The organism is Mesorhizobium sp. 10J20-29, assembly GCF_054130485.1.
Genome location: NZ_CP199156.1, coordinates 2,367,240 through 2,392,602, shown reverse-complemented (window position 1 = coordinate 2,392,602; position 25,363 = coordinate 2,367,240). Strand labels below are relative to the sequence as shown.

At 59.5% G+C, this 25,363-nt stretch carries 22 protein-coding genes; 9 read left to right on the top strand and 13 right to left on the bottom strand.

What is annotated here, in order from left to right; genetic code table 11:
• The first annotated feature begins 83 nt into the window (after nt 1-83).
• Complete coding sequence (locus tag ACT2BZ_RS11495) at nt 84-2,564, top strand: CoA transferase (RefSeq protein ID WP_457941107.1); 2,481 nt, start codon at nt 84-86, stop codon at nt 2,562-2,564.
• Between the two features lie 424 nt (nt 2,565-2,988).
• Here the strand turns inward: ACT2BZ_RS11495 and ACT2BZ_RS11490 are convergent, their stop codons facing one another.
• The 6 genes from ACT2BZ_RS11490 to ACT2BZ_RS11465 all read right to left on the bottom strand — a co-directional run bounded on the left by ACT2BZ_RS11490 (nt 2,989) and on the right by ACT2BZ_RS11465 (nt 9,064).
• The gene (locus ACT2BZ_RS11490) at nt 2,989-4,224 is read right to left on the bottom strand and encodes a serine hydrolase domain-containing protein (protein ID WP_457941106.1); all 1,236 of its coding nucleotides are present in this window, start codon (nt 4,222-4,224) and stop codon (nt 2,989-2,991) included.
• Nucleotides 4,225-4,281: 57 nt separating this feature from the next.
• A complete protein-coding gene (locus tag ACT2BZ_RS11485; protein ID WP_457941105.1) occupies nt 4,282-5,313 on the bottom strand; it encodes an ABC transporter substrate-binding protein in 1,032 nt (343 codons plus the stop codon).
• Between the two features lie 33 nt (nt 5,314-5,346).
• Nucleotides 5,347-6,123 (bottom strand): ABC transporter permease, encoded by a 777-nt coding sequence (locus tag ACT2BZ_RS11480; protein ID WP_457941279.1) that lies wholly within the window; start codon nt 6,121-6,123, stop codon nt 5,347-5,349.
• A 70-nt stretch (nt 6,124-6,193) separates the two neighbouring features.
• A complete protein-coding gene (locus ACT2BZ_RS11475) occupies nt 6,194-7,132 on the bottom strand; it encodes an ABC transporter permease (RefSeq protein WP_457941104.1) in 939 nt (312 codons plus the stop codon).
• Nucleotides 7,129-8,229 (bottom strand): ABC transporter ATP-binding protein, encoded by a 1,101-nt coding sequence (locus ACT2BZ_RS11470; RefSeq protein WP_457941278.1) that lies wholly within the window; start codon nt 8,227-8,229, stop codon nt 7,129-7,131. The genes ACT2BZ_RS11475 and ACT2BZ_RS11470 overlap by 4 nt, the downstream gene beginning before the upstream one ends.
• 82 nt (nt 8,230-8,311) lie before the next feature.
• Nucleotides 8,312-9,064 (bottom strand): response regulator transcription factor, encoded by a 753-nt coding sequence (locus tag ACT2BZ_RS11465; RefSeq protein WP_457941103.1) that lies wholly within the window; start codon nt 9,062-9,064, stop codon nt 8,312-8,314.
• A gap of 248 nt (nt 9,065-9,312) precedes the next feature.
• Here ACT2BZ_RS11465 and ACT2BZ_RS11460 point away from each other — a divergent pair, with 248 nt between their 5' ends.
• Nucleotides 9,313-9,606, top strand: coding sequence for a DUF982 domain-containing protein (locus ACT2BZ_RS11460; RefSeq protein ID WP_457941102.1), 294 nt, complete (start codon nt 9,313-9,315; stop codon nt 9,604-9,606).
• Between the two features lie 432 nt (nt 9,607-10,038).
• Here ACT2BZ_RS11460 and ACT2BZ_RS11455 read toward each other — a convergent pair whose 3' ends face one another.
• Nucleotides 10,039-10,503, bottom strand: coding sequence for a MucR family transcriptional regulator (locus tag ACT2BZ_RS11455; protein ID WP_457941101.1), 465 nt, complete (start codon nt 10,501-10,503; stop codon nt 10,039-10,041).
• A gap of 980 nt (nt 10,504-11,483) precedes the next feature.
• Complete coding sequence (locus tag ACT2BZ_RS11450) at nt 11,484-12,542, bottom strand: alpha/beta fold hydrolase (protein WP_457941100.1); 1,059 nt, start codon at nt 12,540-12,542, stop codon at nt 11,484-11,486.
• A gap of 985 nt (nt 12,543-13,527) precedes the next feature.
• Between ACT2BZ_RS11450 and ACT2BZ_RS11445 the strand changes: the two genes are divergently transcribed.
• The 5 genes from ACT2BZ_RS11445 (at nt 13,528) to ACT2BZ_RS11425 (ending at nt 18,137) form a co-directional block, all read left to right on the top strand.
• Nucleotides 13,528-13,797 (top strand): YMGG-like glycine zipper-containing protein, encoded by a 270-nt coding sequence (locus tag ACT2BZ_RS11445; RefSeq protein WP_457941099.1) that lies wholly within the window; start codon nt 13,528-13,530, stop codon nt 13,795-13,797.
• Between the two features lie 100 nt (nt 13,798-13,897).
• The gene (locus ACT2BZ_RS11440; protein WP_457941098.1) at nt 13,898-14,149 is read left to right on the top strand and encodes a GlsB/YeaQ/YmgE family stress response membrane protein; all 252 of its coding nucleotides are present in this window, start codon (nt 13,898-13,900) and stop codon (nt 14,147-14,149) included.
• 624 nt (nt 14,150-14,773) lie between these two features.
• Nucleotides 14,774-16,795, top strand: a complete 2,022-nt coding sequence (locus ACT2BZ_RS11435) for an OmpA family protein (RefSeq protein ID WP_457941097.1) — start codon at nt 14,774-14,776, stop codon at nt 16,793-16,795.
• A gap of 364 nt (nt 16,796-17,159) precedes the next feature.
• Nucleotides 17,160-17,669, top strand: a complete 510-nt coding sequence (locus ACT2BZ_RS11430; protein WP_457941096.1) for a hypothetical protein — start codon at nt 17,160-17,162, stop codon at nt 17,667-17,669.
• Nucleotides 17,670-17,771: 102 nt separating this feature from the next.
• Nucleotides 17,772-18,137: a hypothetical protein gene (locus ACT2BZ_RS11425; RefSeq protein WP_457941095.1), complete on the top strand. Its 366-nt coding sequence runs from the start codon at nt 17,772-17,774 to the stop codon at nt 18,135-18,137.
• Nucleotides 18,138-18,279: 142 nt separating this feature from the next.
• Here the strand turns inward: ACT2BZ_RS11425 and ACT2BZ_RS11420 are convergent, their stop codons facing one another.
• The 3 genes from ACT2BZ_RS11420 to ACT2BZ_RS11410 form a co-directional block, all read right to left on the bottom strand.
• Nucleotides 18,280-19,662 carry a DUF6600 domain-containing protein gene (locus ACT2BZ_RS11420; protein ID WP_457941094.1) on the bottom strand — a complete coding sequence of 461 codons (1,383 nt, stop codon included), beginning with the start codon at nt 19,660-19,662 and terminating at the stop codon, nt 18,280-18,282.
• A 643-nt stretch (nt 19,663-20,305) separates the two neighbouring features.
• Nucleotides 20,306-21,538 carry a cation:proton antiporter gene (locus ACT2BZ_RS11415; RefSeq protein ID WP_457941093.1) on the bottom strand — a complete coding sequence of 411 codons (1,233 nt, stop codon included), beginning with the start codon at nt 21,536-21,538 and terminating at the stop codon, nt 20,306-20,308.
• A 463-nt stretch (nt 21,539-22,001) separates the two neighbouring features.
• Nucleotides 22,002-22,499, bottom strand: a complete 498-nt coding sequence (locus ACT2BZ_RS11410) for a lactoylglutathione lyase family protein (protein ID WP_457941092.1) — start codon at nt 22,497-22,499, stop codon at nt 22,002-22,004.
• Nucleotides 22,500-22,596: 97 nt separating this feature from the next.
• Between ACT2BZ_RS11410 and ACT2BZ_RS11405 the strand changes: the two genes are divergently transcribed.
• Together ACT2BZ_RS11405 and ACT2BZ_RS11400 are read left to right on the top strand one after the other, a co-directional pair.
• Nucleotides 22,597-23,493 (top strand): LysR family transcriptional regulator, encoded by an 897-nt coding sequence (locus tag ACT2BZ_RS11405; protein WP_457941091.1) that lies wholly within the window; start codon nt 22,597-22,599, stop codon nt 23,491-23,493.
• 264 nt (nt 23,494-23,757) lie between these two features.
• Nucleotides 23,758-24,552 (top strand): PhzF family phenazine biosynthesis protein, encoded by a 795-nt coding sequence (locus ACT2BZ_RS11400; RefSeq protein WP_457941090.1) that lies wholly within the window; start codon nt 23,758-23,760, stop codon nt 24,550-24,552.
• Nucleotides 24,553-24,618: 66 nt separating this feature from the next.
• On the opposite strand, the gene ACT2BZ_RS11395 is transcribed toward ACT2BZ_RS11400, so the two are convergent.
• Together ACT2BZ_RS11395 and ACT2BZ_RS11390 are read right to left on the bottom strand one after the other, a co-directional pair.
• Nucleotides 24,619-24,918 carry a hypothetical protein gene (locus ACT2BZ_RS11395; RefSeq protein WP_457941089.1) on the bottom strand — a complete coding sequence of 100 codons (300 nt, stop codon included), beginning with the start codon at nt 24,916-24,918 and terminating at the stop codon, nt 24,619-24,621.
• A 130-nt stretch (nt 24,919-25,048) separates the two neighbouring features.
• Nucleotides 25,049-25,327: a hypothetical protein gene (locus tag ACT2BZ_RS11390; RefSeq protein ID WP_457941088.1), complete on the bottom strand. Its 279-nt coding sequence runs from the start codon at nt 25,325-25,327 to the stop codon at nt 25,049-25,051.
• Between the last annotated feature and the right edge of the window lie 36 nt (nt 25,328-25,363).

The following is a 25,363-nucleotide window of genomic DNA, read 5'->3' as shown; positions in this document are numbered from 1 at the left end:
AGTGTTATTGGCGATGTAGCTGGCATATGAGATGGAAGCCAACTATCCCCCCAGCGGGTGAGGCGCACGGAGTCGATTCTGCAATGGCCGACCGCCCTCTTCCAAACATTCGGGTGCTCGATTTCGGGCAATACCTGGCAGGTCCCCTCGTCGGCATGATGCTGGCTGACATGGGTGCCGAAGTGATCCGCATCGACCCGCCCGGCGGCCCGCGCTTCAAATCGCCGGCATCCGACATGCTGTCGCGCGGCAAATCCTCTCTGGTCCTCGACCTAAAGACGTCGGAAGGACGGGCTGTGGCACTCGATCTCGCCGCACGCGCCGACGTGGTGATCGAAAACTTCCGCCCCGGCGTGATGAAGCGGCTGGGCCTCGGTCCTGATGAGCTACGCACGGTCAACGGGGGTATTGTCAGTCTCTCTATGCCAGGCTTTGCCTCGACCGACGCAGACCTCGCCGGGCTTGCCGCCTGGGAGACGGTGATCGCGGCACGAACTGGGCAGTTCACCGACATGGGACTCAACCGCCGCCTCATGGGTATCAACCCAAGCTTCACGCCGCTGGCGCTCGCCTCAGCCTATGGCGCGGCCTTCGGCGCGATGTCGGTGCTCTTCGCGCTAAATGCGCGCGAGCGGAACGGCGGTGATCACATCGAGGTGCCGCTGGCCTCGGCGCTCATGGAAGGGCTCGTTTACAACTGCGAACAAATCGAAGACTACCCTGACCGTTACAAATCCCCGCGTGAGGTCGAACTTGACCGCCGCGCCGCCGATGGGCTGCCGATGAACCTGCCTTTCTCGGCTCTGTCGGAATTCCTCGACCCCTTTTACCGCACCTATACTTGCGCTGACGGCCGCGGCTTTTACGTTGTCGCCTGCTCCATTGCCGGCCATCCTCAGCGCGCCTTGAGGGCGCTCGGCCTAGGCTCACTGGCTGACGAGCTGCCGGATTTCTCGGCCTATCTCGACCAGAAGGACTGGCCCGCTGACTGGAGCGTCAGGAACTACCCGGTCGGGGTAAATGACCGCGCCCGGGTTTCATCGGCGATGAAGGCGGCGTTTCTCACTCGTCCCTCGCATGAATGGGAGGAGATTTTCGGCGCCGCGAAGGCGCCCGCGACGGCGCAGCGCTTCACCAGGGAATGGCTCGCCGACCCCCATGCCTTGGCCTCGGGTCTGGTTCTGGAGGTAGACGATCCGCGTTATGGGAAGATGCGGCAGATGGGCAATGTCGCCTGGATCGCCGACGACAAGATGGCCGCAAAGAAGAAGCCGGGTCCTGTCCTAGACGATGCGCGCGCCAAGCTCGATACGATCCTTTCCGAGCCTGTCCGACCAACGCCCCATAACAGTGGCGCGGGCGGTTGGCTTGACGGACTGAATGTGCTCGACCTTACCAACGTCATCGCGGGGCCGACAATCGGCTCGACGCTGGCGCGCTACGGCGCCGAAGTGACGCTAGTTCAGCCGGTGGAGCCCTCGGTAGATCCTTGGAACGCGGTGGTCTTCGGCCTGCACGCTCAGCGGGGTAAGAGAAGTGTCCTACTGAACCTGAAGTCCCGGGAGGGTCAAGAGGCGCTGGCGAAGCTCATCGCCGAGACCGACGTCATCACCATGAACGGCACAGACGAGCAGCGCGACAAGCTCGGTCTATCCCCCGAGCGGCTCGCGGCGCTCAATCCCCAGCTGATCCTCGTCCAGCTCGACGCCTTCGGCGGGCCAATGCGAGGGCCGAAATCCGACGATCTCGGCTATGACGACCTCGCGCAGGCGGCGACCGGCGTAATGGTCCGCTTCGGCGGGGGCATGGCGACGCCTGAGGAGCACGCCCATTTCGGCACAATTGACGTTTTGACCGGGTTTTGCGCCTGCGTCTCGCTGGCCGCGGCACTGGTACGGCGCAACCGGACCGGGAAGGGCGGCATCGCTCGCGCCGCGCTCGCCGGGGCCGGCAACCTGATCCAGGCGCAGTTCATGTACGATTACGACGACCGGGCGCCTTTTGCCGAACCCTCAGGTCGAGAGGCACGCGGTTGGGGGCCGTTCTATCACTGTTACGAGGCAGCTGACGGCTGGATGTTCTTCGCGGCCCCTAAGGAAAAGCATGACGCGCTGCGCTCGTGCGCCGATCTAGCCGATCTTGCCGACCGTTCCGACGTCGATCTTGTGGCCTCCCTTGCGGAACGGTTCGCCACCTTGCCCTTCGCTCATTGGGAAAAGGCCTTTGCCGGCACGCCCTCGGCGGTGGTGCGGCTTGGTTCGCTTCAAGCCACCCGAGACGCGGCGCTCCAGCGGGAAAGCGAAGGCGCGATCGATCTCGCGCAGGCGACGTTCCGGGTGATCCGCCACGACCGCCACCCGATGGGCCGATGGGCCGACCTCGTCGCGCCGAATGCGGTGCGGCCCGAGCGCGGGCGCATCACCATCCCCGGACCGATGCCGAAATACGGTGCTCATACCCGAGAGGTGCTGCGCCGGGTCGGATACACAGCCAACGCCATCGACACGATGCTCGCCTCGGGTGCGGTAGGGGACCGTTGGTCCGAAAAGTATCTACCTGAATGAAACGACTTGCAGGAGCGGATAAAAGTTGGCGACAATGGCCTAAGCAGTGACCGGCTCGTGATTGTCTAGCAAAAGCGACGAGCGATAGACTGATCAGAACGCCGACGGAAACTGCATCCTCGCCATTTTTTCCGAATAGACGACCTCTAGCTTGGAATCTGGCGGCGTCCGCAAATGAGAAGGGACAGAATCACCATCACCGGCCGATATGAGACTTGAAGGTGAAGATCAGAGGGCGAGTGATCGATGTCCGCCTTTGGGTGCAGGCAAAGTTTGCCTGGACGTCAGCGATGAGGGCGCAAAGGAGACATCAGGCGCGCATCGGCGAAGAAGGCCTCTCGACGATAGACTATACTATTCACAACAATTGGTGAGCTTGCGAGGGGACGTCGAGACGCCCAAGGCCACCTGTAGCGCCATCATGTCAGTTCCCTGTCAACGCAGTGCGGATTGCGTCGATGGCACGAAACGTGTCGCGGCTCAGAGAAGGCATGACGTAGTCTGGCCATGTCGACAGCTTTACGGCCAGGAGCTCACTGGCTGGGTCTGCGTATATAAGCTGCCCAAAGACCCCGCGAGCGCAGACATCGCGCCGTCTCGTGTCGCGGACCCACCAGAACCTGCGATAGGCGCCTTTTGGGAGGACATGCGTGTAAGGTGAGCCGAACACCTCATCGTTTCCGGTTCGGATAGCCTCCATCCAAGTCGCGGGCACGACCTGCCGCCCCGCCGCCTGACCAGAGTTGAGCATCAACAATCCGAGGCGAGCGTAATCGCGCAACGTTGCGTTGAAGCCGCCGTCTGCCAGGGCAGTTCCCGCTTCATCGACCGTGAAATACGCGTCACGTGCAGCACCAATGGGCTGCCACAGGTGACGACTTACGAGATCGGCAAGGGACTGGCCGGTGGCGCGCTCCAGCACCCAGGCCACGACGTCCGTCTCAATCGAGCGGTATTCGAAAGCTCCCCCATGAGGCCTGATCTTGGGCAGGCTGAGGATGACTTCGCGAATGGTCTGCCTTGCGACTCCGTCGGCACTGGGCCGCCATCCCGACGCAATATCAATTCGCGTCATGTCACTGCCGGGCAGATTGTAGTCCTCGGTGAACCTTACGCCCGAACGCATGTCTAGAACCTGGTCCAGCGTGGCATCGGCGTAGCCGCAGTGCTCTAGCTCGGGAACGAGCTCGGCGAGTGGCGCCTCGATGTCGACCAAGCCGGCAGCTTCTAGAATACCGGCCAGGAGACCGACGACCGATTTCGACACGGACTGCGACAGGTGCAGTGTTTCCAGCGCCATTCCGTTCAGATAGCGCTCGAAAACGACCCGGTTTCGGTGCATTACCAGCAGGCCGTCGCAATAGCTTTCCCTGAGAAACTGCTCGATCGAGACTGTGACACCGTCCTCCCGGTCGAAGCGAATTTCGCCAAGGTTCTCAGGTGCATCCCTGAGCTCAGTGGAGGGACCGAACCCGCGAAACACATCCACGGTCGGAATGAGACTGCGCACATTCTGAAACGTCCAACGGTTGAACGGGGGCAGGTCCCAGTTCGCGAGGGTTGGTCTCATTTCCGGCGGCGGCGGAAAACCCTGCATGATTCCCATTTGCCGGGCGGTTTTCGGCGCCCGGGCCGGTCTGGACTTGCTGATGTCTGACATGGAAAGGCTTCTTTGATGGCAGGCCGGCGCGAGTGCAACGTCGCGCCGGCCATGCGCCTACTGTTTCAGCTGGGTCCAGATCTTGTTGTAAAGATCGACGACCTCCTGCGGACAGGGCGTGACGAAGTCGGGTTCCGGCGCATTGGCAGGAATGACGATCTCATGGGCGGAAAGTATCTCTTCCTCCATGAACTTGTCGCTGCCAACAACGCCATTGGCGTAACGCGCGAAGTTCGAGGTCAGCGCGGCATTTTCAGGATCCATCATGAAGTTGATGAACAGCTTTGCATTCTCGAGATTGGGCGCGCCCTTCAATACGGCGACATTGTCCATCCATCCGGTGAAACCTTCCTTCGGATAGGCGTATTTGAGCGTCGGGCGTTGTGCCCGCGCGCGCATCGCAGCGCCGTTCCAGCTCTGGCTGATGTCGACGTCTTTGGAGGTGAGTTTTTCGATGACCGCATAGTCCATCGTCCGCCAGTGCGGCTTTGCCTTGGCGAGCAGGTCGAGCACCTCGCGCAACTCCTTCGGGTTGCCGTTGCATCGTCCATAGCCGAGATAGCGCAATCCGGCGTTGATTACGTCGTTCATGTCATTGAGCATGTTGATACGACCTTTCAACACCTCTGGCGGATCAAACAGCAATGCCAGGGTATCGATCTCGCCATCATAGACGGCTGTGTCGACCGTGAAGGAAGTGGTGCCCCACTGATATGGGATGGAATAGTTGCGGCCAGGGTCCCACCACACATCGACCCATTGCGGATCGACATTCTTGAAGTTCTCCATTGAGTTGGGCTTGACTTCCTCAAGAAGCCCCTCGCCGATCATAACCTTGATCATATAGTCGCCAGGAACGACTATATCGTAGCCGGTGTCGCCCGCCTTGACCTTGGCGAGCATGGCCTCGTTTGAATCATAGCCGTCCAGGTTCACCTGCACGTCGTGCGCCTGCTCGAACTTCTTGATCATTTCCGGGGAGGTGTAGTTCCCCCAGTTGTAGATGTTGAGTTCACCGGCGGCCATGGCCGCCGAAGACACAAGGGCCACTGCCGACGCGGTGGCGAATAGACTAAACAGCTTTTTCATTGTTCCTCTCTTTCTCGACTTCTTGCCTGTAATTTATCGTTGCATGCGCCGCTGCACGAAAAACAGCAGCAGTACCAACAAGACCGAAACCGCCACTAGGATGGTCGAAACGGCGTTGATCTCGGGGGTGATCCCGCGCCGGATGGCGCCGAGGATGTAGATGGGAAGGGTCGTTTCTCCGGGGCCCGCGATCAGCAGTGTTATGATCACGTCATCCAATGACACAACGAAAGCGAGCATCGCTCCGGCGACGATGCCCGGTCCTAGCAGCGGCAGCGTGACACGGGCGAAGACTTTAAGCGGCGGCGCGTAAAGGTCCGCCGCAGCCTGTTCCAGGGTCAGGTCCATCGTCTGCAGCCGTGCCCGGATCGGCATGTAGGCAAATGGAATGCAAAAGGCGGCGTGCGCCAGCATCAGGTACCCGATGCCGTTGACGCCGGTAAACCTCTTTACCAGCGCAAAGAGGGACAGGGTCGCGATTGCCGTGACGATTTCGGGGATCATCAATGGCTGGTTGATGATCCCGTAAACCAACCCCTGGCCGACGAATCCCTTCGTCCGCGTCGTCGCAAGCGCGGCCGTCGTTGCGGCAGCTGTCGATATGACGGTGGCGATCAGTGCGACCTTGATCGAAACCCAGGCTGCATTGCGGATGCCCTCGTTCTCGAATGCCATGGCATACCAATGCAGCGAGAACTCGGTCCACAGCACAACCGAACGGTTTCCGTTGAAGGAAAACCAAACCAGGACGAGAATCGGAAGATAAAGGGCAAAGATGCAGATCCAGGCCATCGCGTTGAAGCCGGGCATCGCCTTGAGATCCCGGATCGGCTTGCCGCGCCGCTTCCCGGCGTCATTCGTTCGCGTGGCGCCGGCAATCTCAACCATGTTGGTTGCCGCTCCTGCCCGTGATGCGAGCGTTTATCAGAAGAACGATTATGACCAACGCCATCAGAATCAGCGCCGCGGCTGACCCGAAAGGCCAGTTGCGTGATGCACCGAACTGCATCGCGATCATGTTGCCGATCATCAGCTTCTTTCCACCACCGAGAAGCTCCGGCGTGATGTACGCGCCTAGCGCGGGGATGAAGACCAGTACGCATCCCGCCACAATTCCCGGCTTGGATAGCGGCACGATGATGTTGAACAGGACTCTCAGGCGACTGGCATAAAGATCGTAGCCAGCCTCGACGAGGCGAAAATCAAGCTTTTCCAGGCTGGCATAGATGGGCAGGACCATGAACGGCAGGAATGAATAGATCAGCCCGATGAACACTGCCGTGTCGGTGTAGAGTATCGTCAGCGGCGAACTGATGATCCCGATCTTCATCAACGCGATGTTGATGAGCCCCTCGTCACGGATGATCAGCAGCATGGCATAGGTGCGGATCAAAAGATTCGTCCAGAATGGCAGCGTGATCAGGAACAGCCAGGTGTTGCGCTGCCCCGGTGGTTTGGTGGCAATGAAATAGGCGGTCGGAAATCCCAGCAGCAGCGCGCCGATCGTGGCGCCGAACGCAAGCCAGATCGATCTGAGGAAAATCGAAACGTAGGCCGAGTTGAGCGTCAGCGTGTCGTCGAAGATGTCGCGCTGGAACAGGAACTGGACGTAGCTGTCCGTGCTGAATTTCCAGGTCACTCCGCCATAGGTACCGGGCGTCAGAAATGAATAGAGAACAGTGAGTCCGAGCGGCAGGATGCTGATCAGAAGTATGATGGCCAACGCAGGCGTGAGCAACGCCACGCGTCTGAACCGATCGGTGCGCCGGCTTTGCCGGGTCGCTGCTACAAGCGTGGATATATCCGCCGCCGCCGTCATGCCAGCACCCGGATCAGCTCTGGTGGGAGAACGGCCCCGACGGTTACGCCGGGCCGGTACTTGTCTTCATCGATCGATCCGGGCTGGCGAACCACTATTTCCTCGCCTGTGGCAAGGCGAATGTGGAGATTGGTCGCCGCACCGAAATAGACGAGGTTGGTAAGAACCCCTGAAATTGTCGGCGCCTCGCCCGCACCAGCCAAGCGGACACTTTCCGGCCTGATGGCAATTGATATGTTACCCGACCGCTTTGCCCCCAGTCGCGCCGTAAGCAAAGTTGCGTCCTTCAGCCGGACCGTCGCCAGGTCGCCATCCCACTGTACAATCGAACCGTCGAGAACGTTGATGTCGCCAATGAAGTTCGCCACGAAGCGGTGTGACGGGCTTTCGTAGATTTCCTTTGGAGTTCCGACATGCAGGATTTGGCCGGCCTTCATCACTGCGATGCGGTCGGACATGGTAAGGGCCTCTTCCTGATCGTGAGTTACGAACACGAATGTAATTCCGGTTTGTGCCTGTAACCGCTTCAGTTCGATCTGCATGGTCTTGCGGAGCTTGAGATCCAGCGCCGCCAGCGGCTCGTCCAGAAGCAGCACTTTTGGCGCGGGAGCCAGGGCGCGTGCGAGCGCGACACGTTGCTGCTGGCCGCCCGAGAGCTGGCTGATGCTGCGTCCGGCCATCTGCTCCAACTGCACGAGCGCGAGCATGCGCTCGGTAGTCTGCCTGATGTCTGCGGACGACCGGCCGAGCATGCGTAATCCGAAACCGATATTTTCGGCCACGGTCAAATGCGGAAAAAGCGCGTAGCTTTGGAAGACGGTGTTCACTGGGCGCCGGTGCGGCGGGAGTTGGCTAATGTCCTCACCACCCAGCGCGATAGAGCCCTGCGTCGGAAGTTCGAAGCCTGCAATCAGCCGCAGAAGCGTAGTCTTTCCGCATCCTGAAGGTCCGAGAAGCGTGAAGAATTCGTTTTCGGCAATGTCGAGATCAACTCGATCCAGCGCGGTCACCGCAGCATCTCCGGCGCCGAACCCCTTTGTGAGCGCCCGTACCGAGACCGCGGGGTTGCCGCGCCCTCCGGTCGCCTCGCGATTCATCATTCGGCTAAGCCCAGTGTCCATACCGCCAAGGCTAGGTCTCCGGGTCCGGCACTTAAATACCCCGAAGGGAGTATGTAGGTCAGCCCAGCACCGAACGCAGAAACCGCGACAGGAGCTCCGATTGCGAGGAGATCGCGAGTTTCCGGTAAATATTCTTGCGGTGGATCTTCACCGTTCCCACAGCGATGCCGGCCAGCCTTGATATCGAGACAGAAGAGTGGCCCTTTAGTATCAGCGTGGCCACTTCGCGTTCGCGGGCCGTCAGAATGTTTTCGCCAAATGCTTCCAGGGCGGCCGCCAGCGAGCGTTCCTCGCCGAACGCCGCGCTCCGGTGCGCGCTCTCACTCCCGCTGTCCAGATGCTTGGCCGTCAAAGCGGAGATGAGTTCGATCTCTTCCTCGAATGCCCTCACCTGCCGACCGGTGAAGCGCGGCTCCTCGCCCAGCCGACCAAGCGAATAGAACACCGCGCCGTCCCCATAGGGAACCAAAATCGCCATTTCGTCCCGCAACGCGATGTTCTGGTAGTAGCGGCGATAGTAGGTAGAGCGCATGAACTGGTCGGGCGCGATGTCACGCAGTCGCATCGCACAACTGTTTCGTCCGGAAAGGAATGCATCATAGACGGGGTCGAGCAGATAGGCGCTGTCCATGTACTGGTCGACGACCACGCGGTGCCGCTCGGCACGTACATTGTCGTATATGTGGGTTGGCGCACGCGTTCGGTGGAAATGAGTTATGAATGCGCCGCTGAAGGGCACGACACTTCGCATGAAATTCAGCACGCTGGGAAAGAACTCGGGTAAGCCTATTGCCGATACGGCGCGGGCCATCGTTTCCCGCGACCCGCGAGAGCGTCCAAAGGTGGCGTACTCGGAGCCGGATCTGATCTTAGCGTTCAGTTCATCGAGTCCCGGGGGGCGCAAACGTTCAGCTTCAGATTCGTCCATCTTCTCAGCGTTTGCAATCTCTTGGAACAGCGCGCTGGTTGCGCCGCCTGGCCTCGGCAGAGGTGCCGACTAAGCGGCTATGGGGTAGCGTCTCCCGGGCGAAAGTCGGATAGCAGAACTGCAGTGATGTAATGTATTGCTCAATGGTGTACCTGGATCCGAAAGGGGAGGCTTTCAGGGGAGAAATCAGACGGGAAAATCGCTTCGCACGGCCGGTCATCATACGGGCGGGAGGCGACCGCACCGTCGTCGATGTAAGTGCGGCAGCCAAGATACTCCTGAAGGAATTCCCCCGCGAAACTGCAAAGCGCAAGCAAGCAATGATTGCCTGCCTGGGAGCAACCCGAGGCGACGCCCAAACTCCCTTCGCAAGACGGGCTTTTGTAGCAGCCGCGCTCGAGCTCGGGATCTTGGCTGGCGACTAACCATCTTGCTTCGAGTGCTTCGACGCGAGTCAGGACGGCCTTAAGATCATCACAAGTGTTCCACTGCGACTATCGCCCCGCGCACGTCCAAAATGGCCGCTTGCGCCTTGCGCTTGGGGCGATGTCCATCCTCGTGCGCGCTCGACTTCGTGCGAAGGTCTCGACTGCGTGATCGCTATCGCTGTGCAAATGGGAAAGCCGGAAGCACCTCACGGCAACTCCCGGCTCTCAACCAGTGTCCCTGCTTGTCGCGCCAAGGACTACCAACTTCTTCAACTCGCAAACGCTGAACGAGTTCCATACGCAACTAGCCAACAAAGCGGTGATATGGCAGCCGCCACAGTATCGGATGACCTTTCGGGTCGACAGCATCCGCGCTGGGTTCAGAAAGGCGCAATCATGCTGAGGCCCCGCGGGAATGCGGAGTTCCCGTTAGGCCGCCTTCTTCCGGGCGGGCCTCGCTTTCGGCTGGGTCGATTTCGCCTTGGGCTGAGGTTTTCGTCCCAGACCCAAGTTTTTGGCCAACTGCGACCTTTCCTCAGAGTAGTTGGGTGCCACCATCGGGTAGTCGGATGGCAGATTCCACTTTTCCCGATACTCGGCCGGCGTCATCCCGTACTTGGTCTGAAGGTGCCGCTTGAGCGACTTGAACTTCTTACCGTCTTCCAGCGAAACAATGAAATCCGGTGTGACCGATTTCCTGATCGGCACCGCCGGCTTCTGAGGCTCTGCACTCGATGCGGTTGCTTCGCTTCTTGCAAGTGCCACCAGCGAAGCGTGCACCGAAGCAATCAAGTCGGTGAGTTCCGCACTTGGAAGTGGATTTTTTGATACATATGCCATCACCACCTCTGCAGTGAGCGACAATAGTGCATCGTCCCGTTTCTCGAATTCCATCTTCTAATATCCTGTTCTTGCCCCCGCGATGCGACATAAGCAATCGTGAGCGATAATCAAGACATTCGTGGGAGCATCGCTCAGATGGGGCCCTAAACATCGGCGCTAGATCAGGTAGTTAATTGACAATGCTATGGGACTGCCGGATCGGGTTCGCGCATCCGGACGTGGAAGGACGTCGCCGTGATCCCAACGAGTGCGTGCTTTAAGCCGTTGGGCATGCTCGGACGGTGCCGGGTGTACCCGAATGCGAGGTATACGCTAACGACGCGACGTGCTCCCTTATCACGACTGCGAACCTGTGCCGCGGCTAAAGCCGCCCGTTCTGCCCGCTCCCACTAGCAGGGTGTCTTGAGGCGAGAAGCCACAATCAACGCCTGCATTTGGTGAACCTACGATCTCCTGGGTCATCGACGACGATGTCTGGATTCAGGAAGCGTTAAAGCAGATCTCAACGGCCAATATCGGGGCGCAATCCTGCGGGTCGCAGTAAGAACGCCTCAGGCATGCGTCAACGTTTCTCCGACTCTGGACTGCACCGCAGGCAGTTCCGGTCCAACCAGGATGTGATGCGCCTGAATTCTCCCCGGAAAGCTTTATCCTTAAGCTCCTCGTACACCATCGAACAGTACATGGCGTCCCCTCCGTTCAGCCTGCTGGTTGTGGCGGCTTGCTCGCACCCGAGGTAAACGCTTTTCAATTCATCGATTGACATTGAACTGATGCAGGATTGGTCGTCGGCGCCAGCGGATTGATGCACTCCAAAGACGAACATGATCGCCGCGCCGAGCGGGGCGACGCGGGGGATATGTGGCACGAGATGTGCGGACATCATTTCCTCCAGAAGGCCTGCGGCAGTGCCGGCCTGAGCGAGGAATCATAGACCGCGCTATGGTCGCTCGCATGAGGCCGATGTCCCGGAGCGGCGAAGAATCGTGACGGTGGTGAGAGAATAGGTGGGTCCGGGGTCCCGGGCGACCCTAGATGCCGTAGCCTGCTTCGCGAGCTCGGACAACCGCCTCCACGCGTGTCGCTGATCCAAGCTTGTCGAGTATGGCCGAGAGGTGGTTTCGAACGGTTTTTTCAGTGATCGACAATCGCGCGCCGATTGCATGATTGTCGAGGCCGCGTGCAACCAGATGCAGGACTTCGCTCTCACGCGCGGTAAGTGCCGAGAACTCGGCTTTGTCCGCCGTCGCGGTTGGCAGGAATTCGTGCATCGCCTCGGTGAACACGCGCCATGCTGGCTCGCCGCGAAGCATTAGATGGTTTGGAGTATCGAGCTCCAGGAAAGTCGCGTTCGGGATAGTCTGCGCAAGGAATCTACCCTCCTCGACAGGGGCAACTGCATCGCGGTCGCCATGGGCAACCAGCGTAGGGCAGGTTATGCGTTCTGCGGCCCGGCTGATGTCGATCTCAAACATGATGCGCGTCAATTCCACGGCGTTTCGCGCACAGGTCGCGCGCCGTTGCAGTTCGCACCAAGAACTCAAGTGCTCCATCGAGCCTTCGGGCTGGAACTGTGTTGCGAAGGAACGCATGAAGGCGCTGTCCGAGTCTCTCCATCCCAATTCGATCATCTCAATCATTACCCTGGCCTTTTCGGGTTCAAGGGGAGGTGATGACCGCCTGTTTCTGCCCCTTGCGTAGGCGCCGTAGAGGATGAGATGACTAATCCGTCCAGGGTTCCTTTCGGCGTAATTGATTGCGACGGCGCCACCCTGGCAGATGCCAATCGTAGCGAATTGTTCCAATTCCAGCTTCTCGACGAGTCCCTCGAAGTCACGGACCCAGGTTTCGAAGGAAAGATCCGATACATCGCGTTCCGACATGCCGCAGCCCCTTGGGTCGTATCTGACGAGCGTGTACCGCGATTCAAGCACTTCGAGCCAAGGCTGCCATGCCACGCTGCGATCCTGATATTCGAGATGTGTCAGCCAACTCGGCATCAGCACCACCGGCAGGCCGCTCCCCGAGATCGCATAGGCAATCCGGGCACCGTCGAAGCTCTCGAAGTAGCGTACCTGCTGCCCCGGCATGTCGTGGATCCTCAGGCAATTGGTTGCGGGAAATCTAACAGTTTCTGTCCCGCGTTGCACGCGAGCCCCCAGCTGATCAACCGCGGCCGACCGAAGACGTCAGCCTTCAAGCGATGGCGGAATTTGTCTGACGGCTGGCTTGAGTGCAAAGCAGACTGGTAGAAAGCCGGCCGGGAGCGGACGGAGCCGGCAAAGTTGCAATCAGGCTGCGGAAGCACCTACTTCCACATGCGGGTCGGATGTTTTGCTGGCCAACATGTGCGCAGCCATCGGCGGGTTTCCGACGGCTGCGCACACGCCAGTTCTTAGTACACACACGATCTAGCGTGTCTGGAGTCGACCTCTCTGGCACTCCGGCGCCAACGACTACCTCGCCTTCCAGGTAAACCGGATCCAGACTGTTTGTAGTCACGTAGGTCCGGAACTGTGCGGGCGGGTCGATTACCGTCCCGGCGGCGCCCATCGGATCGAGAACGGGGAGGAACCCATTGCGTCCTCCTGACAAATGCGTGCGGCTTCGTAGAGAGTGCCGCAATAGAGCGACAGGCACATCGCTAAACAACTTGGAGCGACGGCCATTCCTGGTTGGGCCAGACCAAAAAGTCGGGAACCTAGTCTCTTTCGCCCGTATGCTCATCGGATTTCGGGTTGTCGAATATCCGAGGGTAGCGCCTAGCGAACTCCCGCTTGGCTTTGTCCATTGCCTCAGCCTCTTCCCTCGCGTGTCGTATAAATTGTCGCCGGCGCCAGCTTTCAGATAGCCGAGCCATAACAAGTTCGAACAATTTCATTTCCACCTCGCGAGGTCTGAAACCGAGGTGGCGTGACAATGTTCCGAGATGCCTGGCGGATCGGGACGGCAAACGCCCGTCGAGCGACAGCATCCCTAAAATAATGAACCGTTTCGCTTTTCTGCGCTGCTCCCTCGGATCGATTCGACCTCCCGCGCATTGTGGATGCGGATTGGAACCCTTGGGAGGTTGAGATGAGAAACACCATATTTGTCGTGATGTGTCTGATCCCACTGGCTGCATGCTCGCAGACCGAACGTGGCGCGGCCATTGGCGGACTGGGCGGAGCCGCCGTTGGTGCTGCAGTGGCAGCCCCAGGCAACACAGCGGAGGGCGCCCTGATTGGTGGCGCAGTTGGTGCGGCCGCTGGTGCGCTGATCGGTTCCGCCAACGAACCGGGTAAATGCTACTACCGTGATAGAGCAGGGCGCAGATACATCGCACGTTGCCCCGACGGGTATTGATAGGCAGGCACTTGGCCGAGGCGCTAAGCGCAAATCGGATCGCCACTGGCTAGATATCATTTTAACGGGTCGAGATCGGCCGCAAGCAAAGGGGAATAAGATGGAAGACGCAGGCGTGGGCTGGCTGGCAGCTATTATCATCGGCGGTTTGGCGGGTTGGCTCGCCGAGATGTTCATGAAGAGCAACATGGGCGTGCTCATGAACATTGTTCTTGGCATCGTCGGTGCCGTCGTCGCTAATATCCTGCTTGGATTGATCGGGGTCTCACTGGGTGGGTGGATTGGCTACCTGATCGCCGGCTTCATCGGAGCGAGCCTTCTGATCGCGATTGCGAGAGCGATAAAGCGCTAGACTGATTTCTTGGCACTCTGACCCAGAAAATCCCGGGTGCTGCTGTCTGATCCGCGGAAGCCCTCACTGAAATGGATCAAGGCTGCACATGGCCCGTCGCCCCATCCCAATTGGGCGGCGGGCCTCTTTTTTTGTCACAACCTTGGGCCAACCGTTGCCTCCCTCAGCGTAGTTCTTGTCGTTGATGCTGTATCCAAAGCTCGATGACTTGTCGCACGCAGCCAATACATCCTTGATTGGTGCCGCTGCGGAGACGCCAATCGAACAGAATCTCTCATCCTTAGAAGATGCAATATGGGCCGGGGGACACGCCTTGGCGGAACCATTTCCGATGCCAATGTTTCTTAGGATAGGCCGCCAATGAGTCCCGATGCCAGAGGTGGCCAACAAGGAGCCCGCTGACCGAGCCCCACCTTGGCTGGCGGGCTTCGCCTACCGCCCATCTAGACGCATTCCAGCCGAAGGCGGTTCAAGGTGAATCTGTCTCACAGCAAATATCGCAACCCTCACCCGGAACTCGCGACTTCGCGGTGCACCACTATTCATCTGCAGTTCAGGCCCTGTCGATTAACTCAGTGTCAAATTCCCAGCCGCGCCGTTGCGCCGCAAATGGAGACAAATCGAATGACTTTCCGCACTCTCCTACTGATTGGTTCCGTTTCGGTATTGGCGCTTACACATGCTGGCTCTGCCGAGGAGATCTCACCCCGGCCATTACTGGTGGCACAGGCTGAGATGTTGCCGCTCCTCGAGGAGGAGGCTGCGCGTGCCGCCGAGCAGGCTTCTTACGCCGCTGCCATTGCAGCCGAGGCGGAGGAAGCAGCCAAATTGGCTGTCAGAGAAGTAAAACGTGCCGAACGGGCAGCAGCCAAGGGCGGCGAAGCGGAACAGCAGGCTGCCGGTGAGGCTGCCGCCCGGGCGGAGGAGGCTGTGGAGGATGCCCGCGCAGCCAGAAGGGCTGCCAAAGAAGCCGAAGCTTTCGCCGAAGAGAAGCAGGCCGACTTCCGGTCGGCGAGCAAGAATGCCGCCCAAGCCGAAAGAAATGCCAGGAAAGCCGAGCAGGCTGATGCTCAAAGGGTTGCGGATGAGGAGGCAGCCAAGATCGCCGAAGAGGAAGCCGCACAGGCCGCTGAGGAAAATGCCCGCACCAGAAAGAAAACGGAGCGCGCGGCCAGGGCCGCCGAGGAGGAGGCCTTAAGGGCTGCAGAGGAAGAAGCAGCCCGTGCCGTCCAACAGGCAAGACCGGCCGCCCCCGAATCCGAGCAGCCGGAAATGACGCGCGAGGAGCGTCGCAAGAAAAGGCGTGACGACAGGGCCGCAGAGCAACGCTCGATTGATGATGCCGCAGAAGACCCAATCGCGCCGGCCCCCACCCAGTCCAACGAGGTATCGCCGACCGGGCAGCCCGACAACCTCCGCGAAAAGCGGCGACAAGAACGCCAGCGCCGTCGCGAGCAGTTGAAGGCGTCTCCCGTGGCGCCTGAACCGTCCGCACCGGCCCCGGTTGCAAAAGGCGCCTCGCCCGTAGAGCAGCAAATCCAGATCCAGCGCGGAAGCGCGGAGGTCGAGGAATTGCGCCGACTGCGCAAGAAGCTCGACCGGGAACGAAAGCGCGTTGAGGTCTTGCAGGAGCAGGCGGCCCCCGATCAAGCTGAACCCGACGAGGACGCTAACGATGCGCGAAGCAAGCGGCAGCGAGAACGGGACAGACGCAACCAGGCGCGGGACCCGCAGCAGCAGGATTCCACCGGCAACGAGCGCGCCGAGCGCACAAACGGCGACCGTGCTGATCGCGGCGAAGTCGTAAATCGCCAGGGCGACCGCATCATCATCCGCCTCGGCGACCAGCTGGTCATTCAGCCAAACAGAGAAAGCGATCGGTTCTTGTCAGGAGCGCGCGACGTCGAGGTCGAGGATCTGGGAAGGGGCCAGACGCGCACGACCGTCTACCGAGAAAGTGGTGTCAAGATCGTCACATTGCGCGACCGTTACGGCGATATCCTTCTTCGCACCCGGGTTCTTCCAGGCGGTCGCAGGATCGTCCTGATCGATAATCGCGATATCGAAAAGACACCCAGGCGAGGCAGGCACTATGGAGAAATTGATCCTTTGCCGCCCCTCGTGCTGCGCATCCCCCGCGACGAATACATCGTGGAGACCAGAAGGGCTTCGCGCCGCCAGATCCAGGAGACACTTGTTGCGCCGCCGGTAGAGCGAGTGGAGCGTGCCTATACATTGGACGAGGTACGCTACAGCGACCGCCTGCGCGAAAAGGTGCGCCGCGTTGATCTGGACACCATCACCTTCGCTTTTGGCAGCGCGGCTATCGGTCTAGACCAGCTCGACTCGCTGGACAGCGTCGGCCAGGCCATCGAGGACCTGGTCCGCAAGAACCCGGACGAGATCTTCCTGATCGAAGGCCACACGGATGCGGTCGGTTCGGATCAGGCAAATCTGCTGTTATCGGACCAGCGTGCCGAAGCGGTGGCAGTGGCGCTCTCTGAGGATTTCGACATACCTCCGGAAAACCTGGTGACGCAGGGCTATGGCGAGCAGCAGCTCAAGATCATTACCCAGGCGCCCGAGCGGGAGAACCGCCGGGTCGCCATACGCCGCATCACGCCGCTGCTGCGCGCGGGACGCTGACCGAGGAATGCATCCGGCCGATTGGCCGGCCGGATGCATTCCCTAAGCCTAACTCCGTATTGCCTCTTGCGGTTAGCTAGACACAACGCGTCTCCTTTGGGCAATCAACATGCGCGTTATCGCCGATTGCAACGACACCACGTCGAGGAGGTAGAGGCCTACATCCTTCAAGCAACGACGCTCGATCGTTTGTCTCACGGGCGTCACCCGTTGGAACGGCTTCGGCCCAATTCCACCGCACCAAAGCTTTGGTGAACCTCAACTAAACGAGCCGTTCCGAACTGGTTCACGCCGCCGCGCTTATGCGTTCGGTTTCCGGTGGCCGTGGCGCCACAAAACCCAACGATCACGAAAGAACGCTCGAATGAAAACCTCATTAGCGAGGATGCTCCTCGCCGCTTCCATTGCATTTGCACCGTCGGTCGTCGCGGCCTCAGAATCCGACTTCTTGACCTCACTTGAAGGCAATTGGACCGGCACGGGAACCGTGAAGGTCCGCGCAGACGCATCACCCGTCAGCATATCCTGCAAGTTCAATTCCGACGCTGCGGCCTCCTCATTGGCCCTGAACGGCAACTGTCGCGGGCCTTTCATGTTTTCTCGTGCAGTGTCCGCCAACCTGAAGGCGAACGGCTCAAGCTACAAGGGCTCGTATCTTGGTGCTGGCTCCGGAAAGGCGGGGCTTCAGGGGCGTCGCAATGGAAACGCGATCAATCTCACCATTCGTTGGGCGAAGGAAGTGAATGGCGATCGCGACGCGCGCCTCGTGGTGGAAAAAGAGGGTAGCAACGGAATGCAATTGACTACCGTCGACAAGGACCCGGCGACCGGCAAGGAGGTCATCACCAGCCAGATCAATCTGCGGCGCGCCTGAGGTCAGGATCGATTTTATGAATGGCCGGTGAATGCCGCGTTCCGTCGGTGTTCAACACTCGTGAGGTAATCGGGCCTTGCAGTGTCAGCTAGGACCACATCCATGAAGAAGTATCTGTTTGCTGCCTTGTCCACCGCCGCAATCATGGCGTCTTCGATGTCAATCTCCCACGCCGGCAACGGATTCTCTGCCGGCATCGCGATCGGAGAGCCTTACCCCGAACGCTATCCGGACCATCGCGAGCGTCCGCGTGACTGGTGGGACGAGGACGACGACGACTATGAGGCGATCACCTGTCGCGAGGGCAGCCGGATCGTACGCAATGAAGGATTTCGTCGCGTGGAGCCGGTCAGGTGCCACGGCAACGTCTACCGATATCGGGCAATTCGCCGCGATCGCTTGTGGTCTGTCCGAGTGAACGCTTGGACCGGCCGGATCGTCAGCGCGCGGGTCGAAGGATACCGATAATTAGATCCGCTTCCAGCTTGGAACGAAATGTCAATCGCGCTTTCGTGCACAACTTGGTCGGACGGATGCGCAGTTGATTGAAATGATGGTCCGGCCGCAGGATATGCGGCCGGACCGATACCTCGTCCTACTTAGAGACTGGTCAACAGCGACCTGCCGCCTTGTCTTCTTCCGAACACTGGTCGGCTTTTGGCTGCTGTTCCTTTGCGGCTGACGCATCCGGTTCTGCGGGCACCTCAGCGGGCGCCTGGTCGGTCGCCTCACCGGTTTCCGGTGCTTGGTCAGCTGGCTGCTCTGTCGGGGCCGTTGCAGCAGGGGCCTGTCCTGCCGCCTCGCCCGCATCGGGCGCCTCCTCTGCTGGTTTCGCTGCTTCGGCCGGCTTTGTGGTTTCGGCCTCGCTCGGGGCAGGATCCACCGGCTGCGTGCTGTCGCTGCCTTCAGTCGTGTCAGAGGTCTCGCCTTCGGCTGGGGCCTGGTCTGTAGGCTGCGAACCTTCCGTAGCTTCCGCGGGCTTATCCGTTGCACTGTCGGACGACTCCTCCGCCGGCTTGGCCGCGTCAGTAGCGGTGGCCGGATTCTCCTCGGTTGGCTCGGCCTGAGGCTTCTGGCCTTCACCCGATGTGTCAGAAGGAGCGTCGCTCGCTTCATCAGCCGGAGTTTCCGTAGAGCCTCCGTCCGCAGTAGCCTCAACCTTTTGCTCAGCAGTGGGGGATTTCACCTCAGTCGGCTCTTTGCCTTCAGGCGGAGCCTCGGTGGAGGATGGCTCACCAACCTGCCCCTCAACCGCGACTACGGCGCTGCCGTCTGCCGTCTTCGCATCACGGGGGTCGTTGACCACCTTGGCTTCGACCACTTCGACTTCCTCGTCGCTGTTGTCACGCACGAAATTGATGTTGATGACATTGTTGATGACGATGTTGTTCTCGATGGTCACCGGTCCGTAATACTCGGTGTGCTCGTAGACGCTGTTGTCGTTCACAACCACGACGCTGAGATCGCGGGAAGCAAACTTTCGAACCGGCACGAAATGCCAGTGGCTGCGGGGCGGCTCATAGGTCGATATGCTGACGCTGACTGACAGCCCATCACCTTCTGGCGGGAGGGGCGCCCAGCCGACATAGTCGTTGCTGCGACGCCAGCTCACCCAAGCGGGAGCCCATACCCGCCCTGGAACCCAATACCAGCCCAGCTGCGGTTCGAAGGCCCACCGACCATAGTGATAGACGGCCCACGCAAAGGGCTCATCCGACGCGAAATACCAACCGTAGCGCTCGGTGTAGACCCAACGCCCATGCGTGTATGGGGTCCAGTCAGCTGCAACTTTGGTGGGGATCCATACATACCGATACTTGGAATGTTTCACCCATGCGCCTTCCGACGTCAGCTCGTCGTAGAAAACGCCAACACTGATTGCAGCGCTTTGAGCCTGAGCGGTTCCCACGATCCAGCCTGCGGACTGCGTCATGAGTGGAGTGGTAAGAAGTGCCAAGGCGGCAACGCCGCCCAGTAAGAGTTTGTTGCTCATGTTTTGGTTCCTTGCTCGATGTCCCATCGCGCAATGAACTTGGCCCAGCGAAGAAGGTTCCCGTCCCCTGATGCTCGCACCGTTGGCCAGTTGGATGGAACCGATCAGGGCAGGCCCCGTTGATTTGCCGACTACCTAGGAGGCGATCATGGAGACAAGCATCAAAGAGGCTCGCTGGATTCTGGCGCCAGTTTTCGTTCTGTGCATAGCCTTCGTGTCGCTTGGTTTTCTGGCTAATTGAAAGAGCGGGCGGCATGTCACAGCACAAGATCCAGTCTGGGGACGATGCTATGACCACGATAACAATACTGGGATCATGTGTGGCCGTTGTGCTTCTATTCCTGTTTGGTGTTCTGGAAATAGGTGGCCCTCGCAGCCACGAAGGCAATCAGCCCCCCGCAGCCGACGTCCAGGCGCCAGCGAGGACTCTCTACGACTGAGTCTTGAGGTTTGTTTGCATTCCCAGCCAGCCGGCTCGCTAGAGTTTCCCGGGAAGTGTCAGCCCCGAAATCTCCTTCGGAAACGTCGACGCCGGTGATCGAGCCGTCTGATAGCCCGGTGTCGTAGCGAGGTGCCGCATTCGGTCAGAGGTGGCGGGCCCGCGTTTCAGAGCCGGGTAACGTCGATCGTGCTCGCGTGTGGGTCACAAGCGATTACGATCGAGCAATCGCACCACGGGAGTGACCAAGACGCCGTGCATGATGATTGAGCTCAGAACGACGAAGCAGACTGTAACCCATAGAACCTTGCTGCCTTGAAACTCTGCCTGCCCAAGGGCAAACGCCAGGTAGTAAAACGATCCCAGCCCGCGTATTCCAAAAAACGCTATGGCGCCTTTTTCAAGGGGTCTTGCAGGAAAACCGATCAAGCCAATCCAGCCGCAAAGCGGGCGCACGACGAGCAGGATTAGGGCCGCAGTGACGACAACCTGCCAGCTCAATGCGCCGAAGATCGAACCTTCCGCAATGGCGGCACCGAAGCAGACCAGTAGCACCATCATCAACAGCCGCTCGATCTGTTCGGCGAAGTTGTGCAGGTTCTCGTGATATCGGTGGTGACGCTCCACCGTCCGAAGCGCCAAGGCCGAGACAAACACGGCGAGGAAGCCGTAACCGTGGATCATCTCGGTCGAGCCGTATGCAAGACACGTGATGCCAAGTGCAACAAAGCCGTCCTTGGTCTCCGACAGCCCGGTCCGCCTTGGTAGGTGAAACGCCAGATATCCCATGGCTTTGCCACCGATCCAGCCTACGCTTACTCCCGCGGCGATCTTCCAGATGACATCGACCAAAGCCCAATGTGCAAGGAACGGTTCGCCTGAGACTTCCGACAGGGCGATGGCGATGGCCAGATACACAAAGGGAAATGCCGCTCCATCGTTGAGGCCGGCCTCCGAAGTGAGAGCAAAGCGAACTTCGTCTTCTTCTCCAGATTGCGGGGGCCCGACTTGGATATCGCTGGCAAGAACGGGGTCAGTGGGTGCCAAAGCCGCGCCGAGCAGAAGCGCTGACGCTATCCCGAGTCCCAGAATTGTCGACCCCAGAAGCGTGATGGCGGCAATGGTCAGCGGCATGGCCATGCCGATCATTCGCCAAGACGCTCCCCAGCCTCGCCAGCTCAGGGGACGATCCAGTTTCAACCCCGCGCCCATGAGTGCGATGATGACGACGAATTCGGTCAGTCGTTCCGTAAGGTATCGGTTTTCCAGCGGGTTCACCCCGACAAGCGGCGTGAGGGGCGACCATAGGACAACGCCAATCGCAATGCAGACCATCGGAAGCGAGACAGGAACACGCTTCAGGAGCATGGGCAGCCAGGCAGTGAGCAGAACCACTGCGCCGAATACGGCAAGAAGAATTACATAGGAGGACTGCATTGGCTTGGAGGTAGCTCACGATTCGGGGGCTAATCGGGCGGCCAGACGCAGCCGGTTACTTTTCTAAGATCGGTATCCTGCATACTGCCCGTCGGCAATCGATAACGAAAAGCACCAGGCAGACCAAATTGGTTCGACCCGTTCCAAGGACCGATCCTGAGCTTTTGATGCACCGATCCGCCTCCCCTGAACACGGCGATCTGTTTCGAACTCGGACGTAGACCGATCTCGTGGAAGTGGTGAAGTAGGCATGCCCGCTTCCAGGCTATAGTGTAGTCGCCTCGAATGACCGGTTTGAGGGCGCAAAGCCGACAGGCAAACTTTGTCTGAAAGCGGGCCGTATCCAGACGGTCCGCTCTTGGGGGCTGACGATTGGTTAGCTGCCATTCAGTCGCGGACACACAACACTTGCTCGTCGACCCCAGTCAGGTCATTGTAACCGATTTTGCGATCCCCCGGACCATCAGGCGTAGGCGCCCGCGGAATAGGTCAGTTCGTAGCTGTGGCTGTAAATCTCGAAGACGATCCCGAACGGATCCTCGACATAGACCATCCGGTAGGGCTTGGCGTTGGGGAAGTATTCTCGCACCGGCATCCGCTGCTTGCCGCCGGCGGCCACGATCCTGGCCAGAAGGCCTTCGAGGTCTGGGTCCTGAATAGCGAAGTGAAATGTGCCGTGCTGGCGGAAGTCCAGATTGTCCTGCGGGAAATGGTTGCCATCGAACTCGAATAGCTCGAAGCCGATGCGGTCGGCTGTGGAAAGATGCGCGATGCGCATACGCCTCCAGCCGGCCCCGAATACGTCGGTGCACATCCGGCCGATGTCGCTGTCATCCTCGGTGACTTCGGTCGCTTCCATAATCGTGTAGAAACCGAGGATCTCGGTGTAGAACTTCACAGCGGCTGCAACGTCCGGGACGGACAAGCCGATATAGGAGAAGGTACGCGGGGTCGGCAGCATTGGGTGTTCCTCTCAATGGTGAGTGGTACATAGCGCCTCCATCTCTGTGCCAAAAATTATCATTTCAAATTATCTTTATTACATTTAGTAATGTTCGATGCTGAACGCCCAATGGCTCGAGACATTCACAGTGCTGTGCGAGACGGGTCACTTCACCCGGGCGGCAGAGCGCCTGGGAATGACGCAACCCGGCGTATCGCAGCACTTGCGCAAGCTCGAGAATCAGGTCGGGCAGGCTCTGATCTCAAGCCAGGGCAAGCGCTTCAGCCGGACGCCCGCGGGCGAGGCAGTCCTTGCACTCGGGCGTGCTCGGCGCGAGGAGGAACGCCAACTCAGGCAGGCAATTCAGAACGACGATCCCGATGTCGGCGATGTTGCCATCGCCTGTTCCGGCAGCTTTGCCATGCTTGTTTACCCGCAACTGCTGGCCTTGATGAAAACCGCCCCGCATCTCTCGCTGAGACTTGAGGCCATGCCGCAGGAGAGGGTTGTGAAGGGCGTTCTCGACGGCAAGTTCGACCTGGGGGTGACGAACCAAGAGCCAAGCCATCCTCGCCTTGACGCCAGCAGTCTGGGACGCGAGGAGCTATGTCTGCTGCTGCCGGCTAGTGCGCCACGTGGTGACATAGGGTTGGCGGCACTCGAAGACATCGGGTTCATCGCCCATCCCGATGGATATGCTTATGCGGACGAATTGTTTTCCCTGAACTTTCCCGAGGAGTTCAAAGGCTCTGATCGCTTGCGGGTCCGCGGGTTCGTCAATCAGATCAGCCAGATCCCGACGCCGGTTGCCCAGGGTATTGGCTATACGCTGCTGCCGCGTAGTGGGCTGGATGCTTATCCAGACAGACAAAAGCTGCGCGTTGCAAATCTGGCCAGAGAGCGGAAGTTCGAACTGTGGTCGATTTTCCAGCGCGGGCGGATCCTTCCGAAAAGAGTGCAGCGCATTTCGGAACTGATACGCCAGATTGCAGGCAGGCTTGAGGACGCGTAGGGTGGTTCCTGCCGCCTCGACTGCGCCGGGTACTTGCGACAAATTTTGCGCATTCCTGCCTGGTTCAAATGGCATAGCTTCAACGATCCTGAGCGACACGCGCCGCGACCCTTGACAGCCCTCGCAATACCGATCTGATGGCGCCACGTCTCTAGAAATGTAATCGGGGCAGTCGGCCCAATGCGATCTGGACGCTTGTCTCAGTGAGACTTCTCGGTTGCGATTCTCGACGCATCGATTGGTTTGCTAGAAGGGGTTCGTTCAGTGCGCTTCTATCTCGTCGCTGCATTTTCGGATTTGCCTTTCCGCGGCAACCCGGCCGGAGTTTGCCTTCTGGACCCCGAGACAACGGTAGATCTCTCTTTCATGCAGGACGTCGCAAGCGAGCTGCGGCAGCCTGAGACAGCTTTCATCGGGAGGGGTCTGGATGGCTGGACGATCCGATGGTTTTCGCCGCAGACTGAGGTCGACCTATGCGGTCATGCTACGTTGGCAGCCGCTGCCGTACTATGGCGCGAAGGGCTGGTGCCGCCAAACGAACCTATCCATTTCGACGCCGCTATTGCCACCCTGTCGGCAACGCTCGATCCGGGCGGCTTGATATGGCTGGACTTCCCTGTGATAGCGGGCTCAGTCGAGCCGGCGCCCGAGTGTCTTCTTTCACCCGGCGACCCAAGTCCTGTCTCGTCCGCCCGTCATGGAGAGCGCTGGCTCCTTGAGTTCGCGAATGCGAGTGAGGTGCGGGCGGTGCGTCCACGCTTCGACTGGATCGTCGAACAGGGCATACGCGCTCTTATCGTCACCGCACCTTCGGACTTGCCTAGCTATGATATCGTCTCGCGAAATTTCGCGCCGATCGTGGGGGTCGAGGAAGACCAAGTGACTGGGACTGCCCACACCTGTCTCGCTCCCCATTGGCAGGGAAGGCTCGGAACGGAACTACGCTGCTGGCAGGCCTCGCAGCGCGGCGGCGCAATCCGAACACGGCTGGAAGGCAGCCGCGTTTTGCTCGGTGGGCAGGCAGTCATCGAGTTCGCGGGCCGTTGTCTGAGCGTCTGAGTTTTGAGATCTTCGAGGCGCACAGCTAACTTGGATCCTTGCCGGTCCTATCAAGACGCGGCAGCTCTAGTCTCGTGTGGACGCTATTGCGGCGATTTCAGTGGTTTGGGGCGGATTGGCAAATGTCGGACCGACTTTTAGGCGATAAATGGCACAGGAAGCAGAACTCAAGAAATCTTGCTTTGTTGGTTCATCCGGAAACTCCAAGATCCCGATAAAGCTCAAAGGATCACTGGTTGCATAGCACGAGTAATGCAAACCAGAGATTTTTTCTGATCTCAAGCCCGATACCAGCGCCGACATGGCAGCGACCTGCGCATCGTGATCGCCTTCATTTTTTAATGTGTACTGAACCAGCAGGCTCATGATCGACCTCCATTGAGTTCAAGGATGGGTAGATCGAGTTGACTTCAATGCGGCAAGCGAAGGCTCTCGTGTTGGAGACAGCGACCGGCGCATAAGCATGGGCCGATCGCCGCATTGAGAAACTGGCCTGTTACATCTCGTGCACTTGCGCCACTTCGACAGAACCACTGCCATCGACGACCATCGGGCAGCCCTTGGCCATTTCGCAAGCGGCCTCGATAGTGTCCGCCTTGACAACCGTATATCCCGACAACGGGTTGGCGCCGCCATCGTCGGTAACACCACGTGCGCTGACGGTCTTTGAGATCCCGACCGGTGCGCCTCCATCGACCACGGCGGCGCCCATCGACCCGTACCAGGCGTTCCAGGCTGCCATGACCTTCGCGCCCTCCTCGGGTGTCTCAGGCATGCCACCTCCGTGGTAGGCAAATACAAAATTGGGCAT

Coding starts and splice junctions, on each gene's coding strand:
- ACT2BZ_RS11480 (WP_457941279.1), bottom strand. CDS start 6,123: ATGCCCGGCTTCAACGCGATGGCCTGGATCTGCATCTTTGCCCTTTAT.
- ACT2BZ_RS11405 (WP_457941091.1), top strand. CDS start 22,597: ATGCTGAACGCCCAATGGCTCGAGACATTCACAGTGCTGTGCGAGACG.
- ACT2BZ_RS11425 (WP_457941095.1), top strand. CDS start 17,772: ATGAAGAAGTATCTGTTTGCTGCCTTGTCCACCGCCGCAATCATGGCG.
- ACT2BZ_RS11435 (WP_457941097.1), top strand. CDS start 14,774: ATGACTTTCCGCACTCTCCTACTGATTGGTTCCGTTTCGGTATTGGCG.
- ACT2BZ_RS11430 (WP_457941096.1), top strand. CDS start 17,160: ATGAAAACCTCATTAGCGAGGATGCTCCTCGCCGCTTCCATTGCATTT.
- ACT2BZ_RS11445 (WP_457941099.1), top strand. CDS start 13,528: ATGAGAAACACCATATTTGTCGTGATGTGTCTGATCCCACTGGCTGCA.
- ACT2BZ_RS11440 (WP_457941098.1), top strand. CDS start 13,898: ATGGAAGACGCAGGCGTGGGCTGGCTGGCAGCTATTATCATCGGCGGT.
- ACT2BZ_RS11465 (WP_457941103.1), bottom strand. CDS start 9,064: ATGGCCCGCGCCGTATCGGCAATAGGCTTACCCGAGTTCTTTCCCAGC.
- ACT2BZ_RS11475 (WP_457941104.1), bottom strand. CDS start 7,132: ATGACGGCGGCGGCGGATATATCCACGCTTGTAGCAGCGACCCGGCAA.
- ACT2BZ_RS11485 (WP_457941105.1), bottom strand. CDS start 5,313: ATGAAAAAGCTGTTTAGTCTATTCGCCACCGCGTCGGCAGTGGCCCTT.
- ACT2BZ_RS11460 (WP_457941102.1), top strand. CDS start 9,313: ATGTATTGCTCAATGGTGTACCTGGATCCGAAAGGGGAGGCTTTCAGG.
- ACT2BZ_RS11450 (WP_457941100.1), bottom strand. CDS start 12,542: ATGCCGGGGCAGCAGGTACGCTACTTCGAGAGCTTCGACGGTGCCCGG.
- ACT2BZ_RS11395 (WP_457941089.1), bottom strand. CDS start 24,918: ATGAGCCTGCTGGTTCAGTACACATTAAAAAATGAAGGCGATCACGAT.
- ACT2BZ_RS11390 (WP_457941088.1), bottom strand. CDS start 25,327: ATGCCTGAGACACCCGAGGAGGGCGCGAAGGTCATGGCAGCCTGGAAC.
- ACT2BZ_RS11495 (WP_457941107.1), top strand. CDS start 84: ATGGCCGACCGCCCTCTTCCAAACATTCGGGTGCTCGATTTCGGGCAA.
- ACT2BZ_RS11410 (WP_457941092.1), bottom strand. CDS start 22,499: ATGCTGCCGACCCCGCGTACCTTCTCCTATATCGGCTTGTCCGTCCCG.
- ACT2BZ_RS11470 (WP_457941278.1), bottom strand. CDS start 8,229: ATGAATCGCGAGGCGACCGGAGGGCGCGGCAACCCCGCGGTCTCGGTA.
- ACT2BZ_RS11490 (WP_457941106.1), bottom strand. CDS start 4,224: ATGTCAGACATCAGCAAGTCCAGACCGGCCCGGGCGCCGAAAACCGCC.
- ACT2BZ_RS11415 (WP_457941093.1), bottom strand. CDS start 21,538: ATGCAGTCCTCCTATGTAATTCTTCTTGCCGTATTCGGCGCAGTGGTT.
- ACT2BZ_RS11420 (WP_457941094.1), bottom strand. CDS start 19,662: ATGAGCAACAAACTCTTACTGGGCGGCGTTGCCGCCTTGGCACTTCTT.
- ACT2BZ_RS11455 (WP_457941101.1), bottom strand. CDS start 10,503: ATGGAATTCGAGAAACGGGACGATGCACTATTGTCGCTCACTGCAGAG.